This is a genomic window from Escherichia sp. MOD1-EC7011, assembly GCF_002965005.1.
In the GTDB taxonomy this organism is placed as follows: Bacteria; Pseudomonadota; Gammaproteobacteria; order Enterobacterales; family Enterobacteriaceae; genus Escherichia; species Escherichia ruysiae.
On sequence record NZ_PTRD01000023.1, the window covers coordinates 56,047 to 69,519 of the forward strand.

Annotated in this window: 12 protein-coding genes; 8 read left to right on the forward strand and 4 right to left on the reverse strand. The window is 49.9% G+C overall.

The window, feature by feature from the left end:
• Nucleotides 1-19: 19 nt before the first annotated feature.
• A complete protein-coding gene (gene apt, locus A7098_RS11360; RefSeq protein ID WP_001515901.1) occupies nt 20-571 on the reverse strand; it encodes an adenine phosphoribosyltransferase in 552 nt (183 codons plus the stop codon).
• A 152-nt stretch (nt 572-723) separates the two neighbouring features.
• Nucleotides 724-1,101, reverse strand: coding sequence for a DUF454 family protein (locus A7098_RS11370; protein WP_001188910.1), 378 nt, complete (start codon nt 1,099-1,101; stop codon nt 724-726).
• 69 nt (nt 1,102-1,170) lie between these two features.
• On the opposite strand from A7098_RS11370, the gene priC reads away from it, so the two are divergent.
• Both priC and rsmS read left to right on the forward strand, forming a co-directional pair.
• On the forward strand, nt 1,171-1,698 hold the full coding sequence (priC, locus tag A7098_RS11375) for a primosomal replication protein N'' (protein WP_032224799.1): 528 nt from the start codon (nt 1,171-1,173) through the stop codon (nt 1,696-1,698).
• Nucleotides 1,699-1,711: 13 nt separating this feature from the next.
• Nucleotides 1,712-1,879 carry a pleiotropic regulatory protein RsmS gene (rsmS, locus tag A7098_RS11380; RefSeq protein WP_000051156.1) on the forward strand — a complete coding sequence of 56 codons (168 nt, stop codon included), beginning with the start codon at nt 1,712-1,714 and terminating at the stop codon, nt 1,877-1,879.
• Between the two features lie 239 nt (nt 1,880-2,118).
• Here rsmS and mscK read toward each other — a convergent pair whose 3' ends face one another.
• Entirely contained in the window at nt 2,119-5,481 is a 3,363-nt protein-coding gene (mscK, locus tag A7098_RS11385; RefSeq protein WP_032224796.1) for a mechanosensitive channel MscK, read from the reverse strand.
• A gap of 121 nt (nt 5,482-5,602) precedes the next feature.
• Nucleotides 5,603-6,256 carry a multidrug efflux transporter transcriptional repressor AcrR gene (gene acrR, locus A7098_RS11395; RefSeq protein ID WP_032224794.1) on the reverse strand — a complete coding sequence of 218 codons (654 nt, stop codon included), beginning with the start codon at nt 6,254-6,256 and terminating at the stop codon, nt 5,603-5,605.
• Nucleotides 6,257-6,397: 141 nt separating this feature from the next.
• On the opposite strand from acrR, the gene acrA reads away from it, so the two are divergent.
• From acrA to A7098_RS11425, 6 genes are all read left to right on the forward strand, one after another.
• Nucleotides 6,398-7,591 (forward strand): multidrug efflux RND transporter periplasmic adaptor subunit AcrA, encoded by a 1,194-nt coding sequence (gene acrA / locus A7098_RS11400; protein ID WP_010347661.1) that lies wholly within the window; start codon nt 6,398-6,400, stop codon nt 7,589-7,591.
• 22 nt (nt 7,592-7,613) lie between these two features.
• Nucleotides 7,614-10,763: an efflux RND transporter permease AcrB gene (gene acrB / locus A7098_RS11405; RefSeq protein ID WP_001132459.1), complete on the forward strand. Its 3,150-nt coding sequence runs from the start codon at nt 7,614-7,616 to the stop codon at nt 10,761-10,763.
• Between the two features lie 555 nt (nt 10,764-11,318).
• Nucleotides 11,319-11,714 (forward strand): Hha toxicity modulator TomB, encoded by a 396-nt coding sequence (tomB, locus tag A7098_RS11410; RefSeq protein WP_000344801.1) that lies wholly within the window; start codon nt 11,319-11,321, stop codon nt 11,712-11,714.
• 4 nt (nt 11,715-11,718) lie between these two features.
• The gene (locus A7098_RS11415) at nt 11,719-11,937 is read left to right on the forward strand and encodes an HHA domain-containing protein (protein WP_001280991.1); all 219 of its coding nucleotides are present in this window, start codon (nt 11,719-11,721) and stop codon (nt 11,935-11,937) included.
• 171 nt (nt 11,938-12,108) lie between these two features.
• Nucleotides 12,109-12,660 (forward strand): maltose O-acetyltransferase, encoded by a 552-nt coding sequence (gene maa / locus A7098_RS11420; RefSeq protein WP_000102550.1) that lies wholly within the window; start codon nt 12,109-12,111, stop codon nt 12,658-12,660.
• A 114-nt stretch (nt 12,661-12,774) separates the two neighbouring features.
• Nucleotides 12,775-13,245 carry a YlaC family protein gene (locus A7098_RS11425; protein ID WP_085460461.1) on the forward strand — a complete coding sequence of 157 codons (471 nt, stop codon included), beginning with the start codon at nt 12,775-12,777 and terminating at the stop codon, nt 13,243-13,245.
• Nucleotides 13,246-13,473 lie beyond the last annotated feature (228 nt).

Consider the following 13,473-nt stretch of genomic DNA (forward strand, 5'->3'; position numbering starts at 1 on the left):
TGGCGCGGGCTGTCGAAAATTAGTGGCCCGGGAACGGGACAAGGCTATAACAGGTAATGCCTTGATTTTCGAGACGCTGTTCACCGCCGAGGTCGAACAAATTAATGATGAATGCAGCGTCAGTGACTTCACCGCCCAGACGACGGATCAATTTCACTGTCGCCTCAATAGTGCCCCCAGTTGCCAGCAAATCGTCGACTACCAATACTTTGTCGCCTGGTTTAATGGCATCAACGTGGATTTCCAGCTTATCGGTGCCGTATTCCAGTTCGTAAGTTTCGCTGATGGTTTCGCGCGGCAGTTTGCCCGGTTTACGTACCGGTACAAAACCTACGCCCAGACCCAATGCTACCGGAGCACCAAACAAGAAGCCACGTGCTTCGGTGCCGACAACTTTGGTAATACCCGCATTTTTGTAACGCTCAACCAGCAGGTCGATGCTGAGAGCGTAAGCTTTCGGGTCTTCCAGTAAGCTGGTGACATCACGGAACAGAATGCCGGGTTTTGGGTAGTCCTGAATGCTTTTGATGCTATTTTTGAGATACTCAAGCTGCTGTGCAGTCGCGGTCATAAGTGTATGCCTGCTTGTTACGGTGGTACTCACGGCGCGTTTTAAACGTATCAAAAGTAACTTTTGTTTAACCTTTGACCGCCTGCGCCTGTGCTCGAAAACGCCAGAATGTACTGGCTGTGCGCGATAATTGCAACAGCGATTGTTGTGCTTCAGTGCTTTTCTTGCTTTTCATCAATCACCGGGATTCGCCACATAAAAATCAGCAAACAAGTGAGGATCACCAGCAACAAAATGCGTACCCACACCATATGCACAAACCATAGTGAAATAGCAAAAGTCACGAGTATCAATAAAATCGCCCGTGGTTTTGCGCCACGCGGCATTGCATGGTATTTCTGCCAGAAACGTAAATAGCTGCCAAACCATGAGCGGTACAACAGCCAGGCGTGAAAACGCGGGGAAGAGCGCGCAAAGCACCAGGCCGCCAACAGGATAAACGGCGTAGTCGGCAATACCGGTAATACCACGCCCAGCGTCCCCAACACTACCGCCAGCCAGCCAATGATGATTAAAATGATTCGTTGCATATTGAGTGTTGTCAGCTTACAGAGTGGCTACTTTAGCATAACAATTATCATTTTCATTGAGGTCTTATCGTGAAAACTACCTTGCTGCTGGAAAAACTGGAAGGTCAGCTCGCCACGCTGCGCCAGCGTTGTGTCCCGGTGGCGCAGTTCAGCACGTTAAGCGCCCGTTTCGACAGACATCTTTTTCAGACTCGCGCGACAACGTTACAGGCTTGTCTTGATGAGGCGGGCGATAACATGGCTGCGCTTCGTCACGCAGTCGAACAGCAGCAGCTGCCGCAAGTAGCCTGGCTGGCAGAACACCTGGTCGCCCAACTGGAAGCGATTGCCCGTGAAGCGGCATCCTGGTCACTGCGCGAGTGGGACAGCGCGCCACCAAAAATTGCCCGCTGGCAACGAAAAAGGATTCAACATCAGGATTTTGAACGGCGATTACGTGAGATGGTAGCGGAACGAAAATCCCGTCTGGCGCAGGCAACCGATCTCGTAGAGCAGCAAACGCTGCATCGTGAAGTAGAAGCCTATGAAGCGCGTCTGGCGCGGTGTCGCCATGCGCTGGAAAAAATCGAAAACAGGTTAGCGCGTTTAACCCGCTAACAATGGAGAGAGTATGTCACTGGAAAATGCCCCTGACGATGTCAAACTGGCCGTCGATTTGATTGTGCTGCTGGAGGAAAATCAGATCCCTGCCAGTACCGTGCTGCGCGCCCTTGATATTGTAAAACGTGATTATGAAAAGAAATTAACGCGCGATGATGAGGCGCAAAGCGAAAAATAAATGGGGTGGCTAGATGCCGTCCCTGCGATTGCTGACAAACTCGCTTACGGGTCAAAACGGGCACGGCTTTCCCCCTCGCCCTTTTAGAGAGAGGGTCGGGGTGAGGGTATTATTCGCACAGGCGCTGGCCTGCCCCCCTCACCCTAGCCCTCTCCCCGATGGGGCGAGGGGATCGTCCGTGCATATGCCGGGCTTTGTCAGCAATCTCGGGGGCGGATAAATGTCGCCCCCTTTCGTTATTACCCTACCGCTGGCGTCGGATCGTCGCCTTTGTAGTCGCGTTTTACTTCCGTCACCTCATCGCCCTTCTCGTTGTGCAGATGCACTTCAAGCTGGTTAAAGGCAATGTTGATGTCGTTTTCACGGCACAGCTGATCAATGGTACGGTTCAGTTCATCGACAGTACGGCTACGGTCGCGCAGTTCACGAACGTACAGGCGCAGCTCGTGATCCAGGGTGCTGGCGCCAAACGCAGTAAAGAAGACTTCCGGCATCGGTTCGTGCATCACCCTTGGATGCTCAGTCGCTGCCTGAAGCAGGACTCTGCGTACTTTTTCCAGATCAGAACCGTAAGCCACACCCAGGCGGATCACCAGACGAGTGGTGGTATCGGTTAACGACCAGTTGATCAGACGCTCGGTTACGAACGCTTTGTTCGGGATGATCACTTCTTTGCGATCGAAGTCCGTAATAGTCGTTGCACGAATACGAATCTTACTGACTGTTCCGGAGAAAGTACCGATGGTTACCGTATCGCCAATGCGCACCGGACGTTCGAACAGGATGATCAAACCAGAAACGAAGTTACCGAAGATCTCTTGTAAACCAAAACCCAGACCTACAGATAATGCCGCTGCCAGCCACTGGAGTTTATCCCACGACACACCAAGCGATCCGAACACCGTCATCGCACCAACGGCAATGATGATGTAGTTAAGGATGGTAGTAATGGCATACGACGCGCCCTGGCGCATATTCAGTCGCGAGAGCACCAGCACTTCCAGCAAACCAGGCAGGTTGCGGATCAGCGCCCAGGCAACCATCGATGCGATAATCGCAAACAACAGACTGCCCATAGTGACGCTTTTCACCACCGCAACCCCGGCTTCAGTGCCGTTGTAATGCCAGAGCGTGATGCTGTCGAGATAGCTGAACACGGTGATCAAATCGGACCAAATTGCCCAGAACATGACACCGAACAGCGCAAACATCAGCAACATGGTAATACGCAGCGTCTGCTGGTTAACCTGCTCCAGTGCAATGGTGGGTTCTTCCGGCGGTTCGGCACCTTCTGCGCCCTCTTTCACCAGATTCTGCCGACGCGCCAGCGCACGACGCCAGGCGATACGCCGCGCCGCTACGCTTAAGCCGCGCAATACCGTCTGGTACAGCAGGTTCCAGATGATCACCAGATAAACGGTTTCAATCCAACGCCCGGAGAGGCGCAGCGTGGTGTAGAAATAACCTGTGGCGGTCAGCACCATCAACGCAATCGGGATAATCGACAGCACGGTAATGGTGACCAGTCGCATGGTGTGCGACTCTTTATCGCGCCAGCTTTCGCGGCACATCGGCCATACCAGGAAGGCAATCAGCAGCAGGTTGAAGAAAATCATCGCCTGCCCCAGCACATCATCCATCAGATGCAGCGGGGAAAGTTCTGCCACCACAGACCAGAAATGGATTGGCAGCAACGCGAGGCTGATGCGGACAATTTGCCGACGCCAGTGGCTGGTCTGCTGTTCCGGCATACCAAAGTGACGAACAGCAACGCCGTTTTTCTCCAGTACCTTCCAGCACAGGCCAAACACCAGCCAGAAAATCGCCAGTTTTTTGCTGAACGACCACAGTAATTCACTGATGTTGAGCTGCATGGTGAGCAGAATCAAACCGACGGCGAGAATAATCAGACACACCGGCAGCGCGCGGATCAGATCGATAAGGATCGCTTTTGGTGTGTTGAGCTGGCTGTCGTTACGCAGGGAACCTACGGCGGAAGCCAGTTTTTGTTGATACGCTTTCAGCCATCCCAGACGCCAGTGAATCAACCCGGCGATGAGCAGCAGCGGCAAACCTGCGAGGAAAGCGATAAAGACGGCAGGCCAGGCTTTTTCCCAGTTCACCGTAATTTTCATCGACTTGAATTCATCCTGCAGCGTTTGTGGGAACGCTTTAATCCAGTCCCAGTCCATCGGGCGGTTACTGTTCACCCAGAAAATCTGCTGGGTCAGGATGGATTTCAGGTTTTTCGATACGCTCATTAACTGTTGCTGGTTGATTTGCAGGTTAATGGCCATCATGAGTTGGTTGCCCAACTGTTTGTTAAGCTGATCCAGCAATTCGCGACGCATATCAACTACTTGCAACAATGCGTCACGGACTTCGTCGTTGACTTCATTCGCATGACCCTCTTCCAGTTTGGCGACATAAGCATCGCTCTGGAAGAGTGCGTCACGCTGCTGGTTCACTTCGAACTGTTCGAGACGCAAATCCGCAATGCGGTTGGTCATATTTTCCAGTTCGTCCGCCGAGGGCAGCGTTTGTTGTTGCTGATAAAGAATACGTGACAGCAGCAGACTGCCCTTCAGGACAGAAATCTGCTCTTTGATATTGCGTTCCGATTGCAGCGCCCGCTCCAGCCAGTTTTTGACTTTTATGTTTTGCTGCATCAGCAAATTGCCGTTTTCAGTGGCGCTAATCAGACGCTGACTTAACTGCTGGTTAATTTCCAGCTCTTGTTTCACCAGCGGATTAGCCTGAATACGCGCAGCTTCGTCCGGCGTTACCGCTTCCTGCGCCGTTTTTTCAGTTAATGTCAGACGCTTGCTGTTAACCGCCTCCTGCAATAGTTGCAGCTCATGTTCCAGACGAGTGCTGTTCGCCGTCACATAATCGCGTTGCTTTTGCAGGGTATCCTGTAAGACGGTGTTCCCTTCCAGGCTTTTACGTTGCTGGTCAATCTCGGCATTCAACAAAGCCTGCTGCGCCTGCATCAGCACTTTCTGGCTGGGACGTAAGGCTGTCTCACCGACTTCCGTGCCATCCAGACGGCTGCGAATTTGTTGCAGCTGCTGTGAGGCGGTATACATCGCATTTTGCACGCGTTCAGGCTGCGTCTGTAAAGAAACTAACTGGCTGTTATAAGACGCCAGATCGTTTTGTGCGTTTTGCAAATCGTCCAGCGCCTGGGCAACGCGAGTTTCCAGTTGGCGCAACGAAAGCGTGCTCAGAATTTTGCGCGTTTCGTCGTCGTTGTCCACATCGCTAAGTGCGGTTAACGCTGCGGTCGCCTGGCGCATTTTTTCTGGCGCTTCAGCCACTTTTTGTCGTAACTGAACCGTCTCTTCTTTTACGCGATCGATTTTATCGAGAGTGGCTAATGTGTCTGTCAGATCCTGCTGAACCAGTTTGTCCTGAGCAGAAAGATCTTTTTGTTTATTAAGCGAGTCAAGCTGTGCCTGTAGATCCGCTTTCGTCGGTAAGTCACCATTTGATGACGCCCGCGCAAAGGCCGTGTTCTGGCATAACAAGACCAAAACAAAAGCAATAAATGCTGAAAAAACAAAATGCCGTGATCGTTTGTAATACTGGAACATAGTCATGATGAATGAAGGTTTCTGAACCTGAAGGACGACCTGAAATAGTCAAGCGGCTAGAATAGCACGCCGTAGAGAGCCAGAATAGCAACAGAGAAAATGTCCAGGAAAAATCCTGGAGTCTGATTCAGGATTTTTCGTTGGTGACAGGTGTACGAAGCGTAGGGCAAAGAAGATACATTTCCAACAATATGGCAACGTAATCGCGGGCTTCTTTTTTGAGGTCAAAAGATTGCGGGGCAAAGAGCCAATTTTCCATTAAGCCGGAAATATAGCCGCGCATAATAATGGCTGCGCGACGCGTCATTAAATCTGCGGGCAGCATTTTCGCTTCAATACAATGTCTTAACGTTTGTTCTATACGGTCATAACTTTCCAGACAGAGATTACGTTGTGCCTGTTGAACAACAGCCATTTCTCCGACAAATTCGCATTTGTGGAAAATAATCTCCATCAATAATCGCCGCCGCTCTTCAGTCACCGTCGATTCAAGAACATGAATTAGTATTTCTCTTAATACTGAGAGTGGATCGTCAGGGAATTTTGCCTGATACTCAAGCTCTAGTTCACCAATATTGGATTCTGACAGCTCCCAGATCTCACTGAACAAATCCGACTTATCTTTAAAATGCCAGTAGATTGCACCACGCGTAACGCCTGCTGCTTTTGCAATCTCTCCCAGTGAGGTGGATGATACCCCCTGCTGTGAGAAAAGACGTAAAGCCACATCGAGGATGTGTTGACGCGTTTCTTGCGCTTCTTGTTTGGTTTTTCGTGCCATATGTTCGTGAATTTACAGGCGTTAGATTTACATACATTTATGAATGTATGTACCATAGCACGACGATAATATAAACGCAGCAATGGGTTTATCGACTTTTGACCATTGACCAATTTGAAATCGGACACTCGAGGTTTACATATGAACAAAAACAGAGGGTTTACGCCTCTGGCGATCGTTCTGATGCTCTCAGGCAGCTTAGCGCTTACAGGATGTGACGACAAACAGGCCCAACAAGGTGGCCAGCAGATGCCCGCTGTTGGGGTAGTAACAGTCAAAACTGAACCTCTGCAGATCACAACCGAGCTTCCGGGTCGCACCAGTGCCTACCGGATCGCAGAAGTTCGTCCTCAAGTTAGCGGGATTATCCTGAAGCGTAATTTCAAAGAAGGTAGCGACATCGAAGCAGGTGTCTCTCTCTATCAGATTGATCCTGCGACCTATCAGGCAGCGTACGACAGTGCAAAAGGCGATCTGGCTAAAGCGCAGGCAGCAGCCAATATCGCGCAGTTGACTGTTAATCGTTACCAGAAGCTGCTGGGTACTCAGTACATCAGTAAGCAAGAGTACGATCAGGCGCTGGCTGATGCGCAACAGGCAAATGCGGCTGTTACTGCGGCGAAAGCGGCTGTTGAAACCGCGCGCATCAATCTGGCTTACACCAAAGTCACCTCTCCGATTACCGGCCGTATTGGTAAATCGAACGTGACGGAAGGCGCATTGGTGCAAAACGGCCAGGCGACTGCGCTGGCGACCGTGCAGCAACTTGATCCGATCTACGTTGATGTTACTCAGTCCAGTAACGATTTCCTGCGTCTGAAACAAGAACTCGCCAACGGCACACTGAAGCAAGAGAACGGTAAAGCCAAAGTCTCGCTAATCACCAGTGACGGTATTAAGTTCCCGCAGGACGGTACGCTGGAGTTCTCTGACGTTACCGTTGATCAGACCACCGGTTCTATCACTTTACGCGCTATCTTCCCGAACCCGGATCACACCCTGCTGCCGGGTATGTTCGTGCGCGCACGTCTGGAAGAAGGGCTTAATCCAACCGCCATTTTAGTTCCGCAACAAGGTGTAACTCGTACACCACGCGGCGAAGCTACCGTTCTGGTAGTTGGCGCGGATGACAAAGTGGAAACTCGTCCGATCGTCGCAAGCCAGGCCATTGGCGATAAGTGGCTGGTGACTGAGGGTCTGAAAGCAGGCGAACGAGTAGTAGTAAGTGGGCTGCAGAAAGTGCGTCCTGGTGTCCAGGTGAAAGCACAAGAGATAACCGCTGATAACAACCAGCAAGACGCAAGCGGTGCTCAGCCTGAACAGTCCAAGTCTTAACTTAAACAGGAGCCGTTAAGACATGCCTAATTTCTTTATTGATCGCCCGATTTTTGCATGGGTGATCGCCATCATCATCATGTTGGCAGGGGGGCTGGCGATCCTCAAACTGCCGGTGGCGCAATATCCTACTATTGCACCGCCGGCAGTAACGATCTCCGCTTCCTATCCTGGCGCTGATGCAAAAACGGTGCAGGACACTGTTACACAGGTTATCGAACAGAATATGAACGGTATCGATAACCTGATGTACATGTCCTCCAACAGTGACTCCACGGGTACTGTGCAGATCACCCTGACCTTTGAGTCTGGTACTGATGCGGATATTGCGCAGGTTCAGGTGCAGAACAAACTGCAACTGGCGATGCCATTACTGCCGCAGGAAGTACAGCAGCAAGGGGTGAGCGTTGAGAAATCCTCCAGTAGCTTCCTGATGGTTGTCGGCGTTATCAACACCGATGGCTCCATGACGCAGGAGGATATCTCCGACTATGTAGCGGCGAATATGAAAGATGCCATCAGCCGTACATCAGGCGTCGGTGACGTTCAGCTGTTCGGTTCACAGTATGCGATGCGTATCTGGATGAACCCGAATGAGCTGAACAAATACCAGTTAACGCCGGTTGATGTCATTACCGCTATCAAAGCACAAAACGCCCAGGTCGCGGCCGGTCAGCTCGGTGGTACGCCGCCGGTGAAAGGCCAGCAGCTTAACGCCTCTATTATTGCTCAGACGCGTCTGACCTCCACTGAAGAGTTCGGCAAAATTCTGCTGAAAGTGAATCAGGATGGTTCCCGCGTACTGCTGCGTGATGTGGCGAAAATTGAGCTGGGTGGTGAGAACTACGACATCATCGCAGAGTTTAACGGACAACCCGCTTCTGGTCTGGGTATCAAACTGGCGACCGGTGCGAACGCGCTGGATACGGCTGCGGCAATCCGTGCTGAACTGGCGAAGATGGAGCCGTTCTTCCCATCGGGTCTGAAAATCGTTTATCCATACGACACTACGCCGTTCGTGAAAATCTCCATTCACGAAGTGGTTAAAACGCTGGTTGAAGCGATCATCCTCGTGTTCCTGGTCATGTATCTGTTCTTGCAGAACTTCCGCGCGACGTTGATTCCGACCATTGCCGTACCGGTGGTATTGCTGGGAACCTTTGCGGTTCTTGCTGCCTTTGGCTTCTCGATAAACACGCTAACGATGTTCGGGATGGTGCTCGCTATCGGCCTGTTGGTGGATGACGCCATCGTTGTAGTAGAAAACGTGGAACGTGTGATGGCGGAAGAAGGTTTGCCGCCGAAAGAAGCTACACGTAAATCGATGGGGCAGATTCAGGGCGCACTGGTGGGTATCGCGATGGTGCTGTCTGCGGTATTCGTACCAATGGCCTTCTTCGGCGGTTCGACTGGTGCAATCTATCGTCAGTTCTCCATTACCATTGTTTCGGCAATGGCACTGTCGGTACTGGTGGCATTGATCCTGACTCCGGCGCTTTGTGCGACCATGCTGAAACCGATTGCCAAAGGCGATCACGGGGAAGGCAAGAAAGGCTTCTTCGGCTGGTTTAACCGCATGTTCGAGAAGAGCACGCACCACTACACCGACAGCGTAGGCGGAATTCTGCGCAGTACGGGGCGTTATCTGGTGCTGTATCTGATCATCGTGGTCGGCATGGCCTATCTGTTCGTGCGTCTGCCAAGCTCCTTCTTGCCAGATGAAGACCAGGGCGTATTTATGACCATGGTTCAGCTGCCTGCAGGTGCAACGCAGGAACGCACGCAGAAAGTGCTCAACGAAGTGACGAATTACTATCTGACCAAAGAAAAGAACAACGTTGAATCGGTGTTCGCCGTTAACGGCTTCGGTTTTGCAGGACGTGGTCAGAACACGGGTATTGCGTTCGTTTCGTTGAAGGACTGGGCTGACCGTCCGGGTGATGAAAACAAAGTTGAAGCAATTACCACGCGTGCAACGCGCGCTTTCTCGCAGATTAAAGATGCGATGGTGTTCGCCTTTAACCTGCCAGCGATTGTAGAACTGGGTACGGCAACCGGTTTTGACTTTGAGTTGATTGACCAGGCCGGCCTCGGTCACGAAAAACTGACTCAGGCACGTAACCAGTTGCTGGGCGAAGCGGCGAAGCATCCTGATATGCTGACCAGCGTGCGTCCGAACGGTCTGGAAGACACGCCGCAGTTTAAAATTGATATCGACCAGGAAAAAGCTCAGGCGCTGGGTGTTTCTATCAACGACATTAACACCACTCTGGGTGCTGCATGGGGCGGCAGCTACGTGAACGACTTTATCGACCGTGGTCGCGTGAAGAAAGTTTACGTGATGTCAGAAGCGAAATACCGCATGTTGCCAGAAGATATCGGTAACTGGTATGTCCGCGCTGCTAATGGTCAGATGGTGCCATTCTCGGCGTTCTCCTCTTCCCGTTGGGAATACGGTTCGCCGCGTCTGGAACGTTACAACGGTCTGCCATCCATGGAGATCTTAGGCCAGGCAGCACCAGGCAAGAGTACCGGTGAAGCGATGGCGTTGATGGAGCAACTGGCGAGCAAACTGCCTACGGGGGTTGGCTACGACTGGACGGGGATGTCCTATCAGGAACGTCTCTCCGGCAACCAGGCGCCTTCGCTGTACGCAATTTCGTTGATTGTGGTGTTCCTGTGTCTGGCGGCGCTGTATGAGAGCTGGTCGATTCCGTTCTCCGTTATGCTGGTTGTTCCGCTAGGGGTTATCGGTGCGTTGCTGGCAGCCACCTTCCGTGGCTTAACCAATGACGTATACTTCCAGGTGGGCCTGCTTACAACCATTGGGTTGTCGGCGAAGAACGCGATACTTATCGTCGAATTCGCCAAGGACTTGATGGATAAAGAAGGTAAGGGTCTGATTGAAGCAACTCTGGACGCGGTGCGTATGCGTTTACGCCCAATCCTGATGACTTCACTGGCGTTTATCCTCGGCGTTATGCCGCTAGTTATCAGCACTGGTGCTGGTTCCGGCGCACAAAACGCAGTAGGGACCGGCGTAATGGGCGGGATGGTGACGGCAACAGTACTGGCAATCTTCTTCGTTCCGGTGTTCTTTGTGGTGGTTCGCCGCCGCTTTAGTCGCAAGAATGAAGATATCGAACATAACCATACTGTCGATCATCATTGATAGATCTCGTAATCACTAAGGCCGCGCAAGCGGCCTTTTTAATACGTATAATCTTAAAATAACAATGTTTACAGCTAAGCTCGCAAACGGAAGTTAGTTTTAACGCTACATAAAATTCATAAAAAATGCTTATTGTTAGTTAATTTATATTAAGTGGTAGTAATAGGTATAATAACCCATAGACATCTAGAGGCTATTCTTAATTATTTGCGGCAATCCTTTATTTATTCATATCAATTACATCATAATCAGAGAAATCCTGGGTATTAGTGTGACAAATTCCCGTCTCATTTTATCACCCCCGACGCAAGGATCCTGATTACGTTATGAATAGCATCAAACAAACTGCTTTAGCCTTTACGTGGTTGATGCAGGGTGAAAAAGTAAGCCTTTTCCCTCTCCTCCCACTAATTGTAATTTTTCGTAATAATGCGATGAAAACCTTCATAGAGTGGATTATAGTTAATCTAACAACTGTGAGGGCAAGTCCAGGTCAGTAAGTTTTCCCACCCCGAAAGGTGTCCGTTAGTTCAACCACTAAGAAGGGGACGCGTTATGGATGAATACTCACCAAAAAGACATGATATTGCACAGCTTAAATTTCTCTGCGAAACCCTGTATCATGACTGTCTTGCAAACCTTGAAGAAAGTAACCATGGTTGGGTTAACGACCCTACCTCGGCTATCAATCTGCAGCTTAATGAACTCATTGAGCATATTGCGACCTTCGCACTTAATTACAAAATTAAGTATAATGAAGACAATAAGCTCATTGAGCAGATAGATGAATATCTGGACGACACCTTTATGTTGTTCAGTAGTTATGGTATTAATATGCAGGATCTCCAGAAATGGCGGAAGTCAGGTAACCGACTGTTCCGTTGTTTTGTGAACGCCACTAAAGAGAATCCTGCGAGTTTATCTTGTTCTAATTATTACAACCATGGGTAGAAGTATGTCCGATAAGCCTTTAACGAAAACCGATTATTTGATGCGTTTGCGTCGTTGTCAGACAATTGACACGCTGGAACGTGTTATCGAGAAAAATAAATACGAATTATCAGATAATGAACTGGCGGTATTTTACTCAGCCGCAGATCACCGTCTTGCAGAATTGACCATGAATAAGCTTTACGACAAGATCCCTTCCTCGGTGTGGAAATTTATTCGATAATTAAACAGTATAAGCACTGGACTATAACCATCTGTTTATTAGATATATTTTATTTTTACTATGACGACATGCCGCGTGTGACTTCTGTCACACAGAGGTGACGGGAACGTTCTCATCACTGACATTTCGTATTACTGTGTTGCCCCATTTCCAGCAACCGGGTCGTCAGTAATGAGCACAGAAAAAGAAAAGATGATTGCTGGTGAGTTGTATCGATCGGCAGATGAGACTTTATCTCGCGATCGCCTGCGCGCTCGTCAGCTTATTCACCAATACAATCATTCCTCGCCGGAAGATCAATCCTTACGCCAAAAAATCCTCGCCGATTTACTCGGTCAGGTTGCGGATGCGTATATTGAGCCCTCCTTTCGCTGCGACTATGGCTATAACATTTTTCTCGGTAAAGGGTTTTACGCGAACTTCGATTGCGTGATGCTTGATGTCTGCCCTATTCATATCGGCGATAATTGTATGCTGGCGCCTGGTGTCCATATCTACACGGCAACACATCCCATCGACCCTGTAGCACGTAATAGCGGTGTTGAACTGGGGAAACCGGTGACTATCGGTAACAACGTCTGGATTGGTGGTCGTGCCATCATTAACCCGGGCGTTACCATTGGCGATAACGTCGTAGTGGCATCAGGTGCCGTCGTCACCAAAGATGTCCCTGATAATGTTGTCGTAGGCGGTAACCCAGCCAGAGTCATTAAAAAACTGTAACTACAATTTGCAACTGTTATGCAAAATTATAGTTAATCTGTTACTTTTCTCATGTCATTCCCACGTTAAAATAGGGTGTTCCCTGGAGAGTTGCAGATACCACGAAGGCAAAAGATGACCGAAATACAACGCCTGCTGACCGAAACAATTGAATCTCTGAATACGCGCGAAAAACGCGACAACAAGCCCCGCTTTAGTATCAGTTTTATCCGCAAACATCCGGGGCTGTTTATTGGCATGTATGTTGCCTTTTTTGCTACGCTGGCAGTGATGTTGCAGTCCGAAACGCTATCAGGTTCAGTCTGGCTCCTTGTCGTGCTATTCATCCTGCTCAACGGTTTCTTCTTTTTCGATGTCTACCCACGCTACCGCTACGAAGACATCGACGTGCTGGATTTTCGAGTTTGCTATAACGGCGAATGGTATAACACGCGCTTTGTCCCTGCCGCGCTGGTTGAAACCATACTGAACTCGCCGCGTGTCGCAGATGTTCATAAAGAACAACTGCAAAAAATGATCGCCCGTAAAGGCGAGTTGTCTTTTTACGATATTTTCACTCTCGCTCGCGCCGAATCAACATCTTAAGTCAGACTGTCACACCAGGCGTAAGCTCTGCGCCTGGTCAATTGACAATGATCGTTGCCACCCATCATTTCATGAAATACTGACCTTACCCACTTATCTCCTGCCAGCCTTTTTCCACAATCAGATATACTTTCCCTACATTGTGTTGATAAGGACATGTTGGTGTGTAGTGGTCAACAAAAACTGGCCACAGCTTTAGAGTTTTTCCAGAACAATCGTTCTGATTCA

What these genes read in the sequence shown, in the direction of transcription:
- apt (WP_001515901.1), bottom strand. Translation starts at nt 571, where the DNA reads ATGACCGCGACTGCACAGCAGCTTGAGTATCTCAAAAATAGCATCAAA.
- A7098_RS11370 (WP_001188910.1), bottom strand. Translation starts at nt 1,101, where the DNA reads ATGCAACGAATCATTTTAATCATCATTGGCTGGCTGGCGGTAGTGTTG.
- rsmS (WP_000051156.1), top strand. Translation starts at nt 1,712, where the DNA reads ATGTCACTGGAAAATGCCCCTGACGATGTCAAACTGGCCGTCGATTTG.
- mscK (WP_032224796.1), bottom strand. Translation starts at nt 5,481, where the DNA reads ATGACTATGTTCCAGTATTACAAACGATCACGGCATTTTGTTTTTTCA.
- acrR (WP_032224794.1), bottom strand. Translation starts at nt 6,256, where the DNA reads ATGGCACGAAAAACCAAACAAGAAGCGCAAGAAACGCGTCAACACATC.
- acrA (WP_010347661.1), top strand. Translation starts at nt 6,398, where the DNA reads ATGAACAAAAACAGAGGGTTTACGCCTCTGGCGATCGTTCTGATGCTC.
- acrB (WP_001132459.1), top strand. Translation starts at nt 7,614, where the DNA reads ATGCCTAATTTCTTTATTGATCGCCCGATTTTTGCATGGGTGATCGCC.
- tomB (WP_000344801.1), top strand. Translation starts at nt 11,319, where the DNA reads ATGGATGAATACTCACCAAAAAGACATGATATTGCACAGCTTAAATTT.
- A7098_RS11415 (WP_001280991.1), top strand. Translation starts at nt 11,719, where the DNA reads ATGTCCGATAAGCCTTTAACGAAAACCGATTATTTGATGCGTTTGCGT.
- maa (WP_000102550.1), top strand. Translation starts at nt 12,109, where the DNA reads ATGAGCACAGAAAAAGAAAAGATGATTGCTGGTGAGTTGTATCGATCG.
- A7098_RS11425 (WP_085460461.1), top strand. Translation starts at nt 12,775, where the DNA reads ATGACCGAAATACAACGCCTGCTGACCGAAACAATTGAATCTCTGAAT.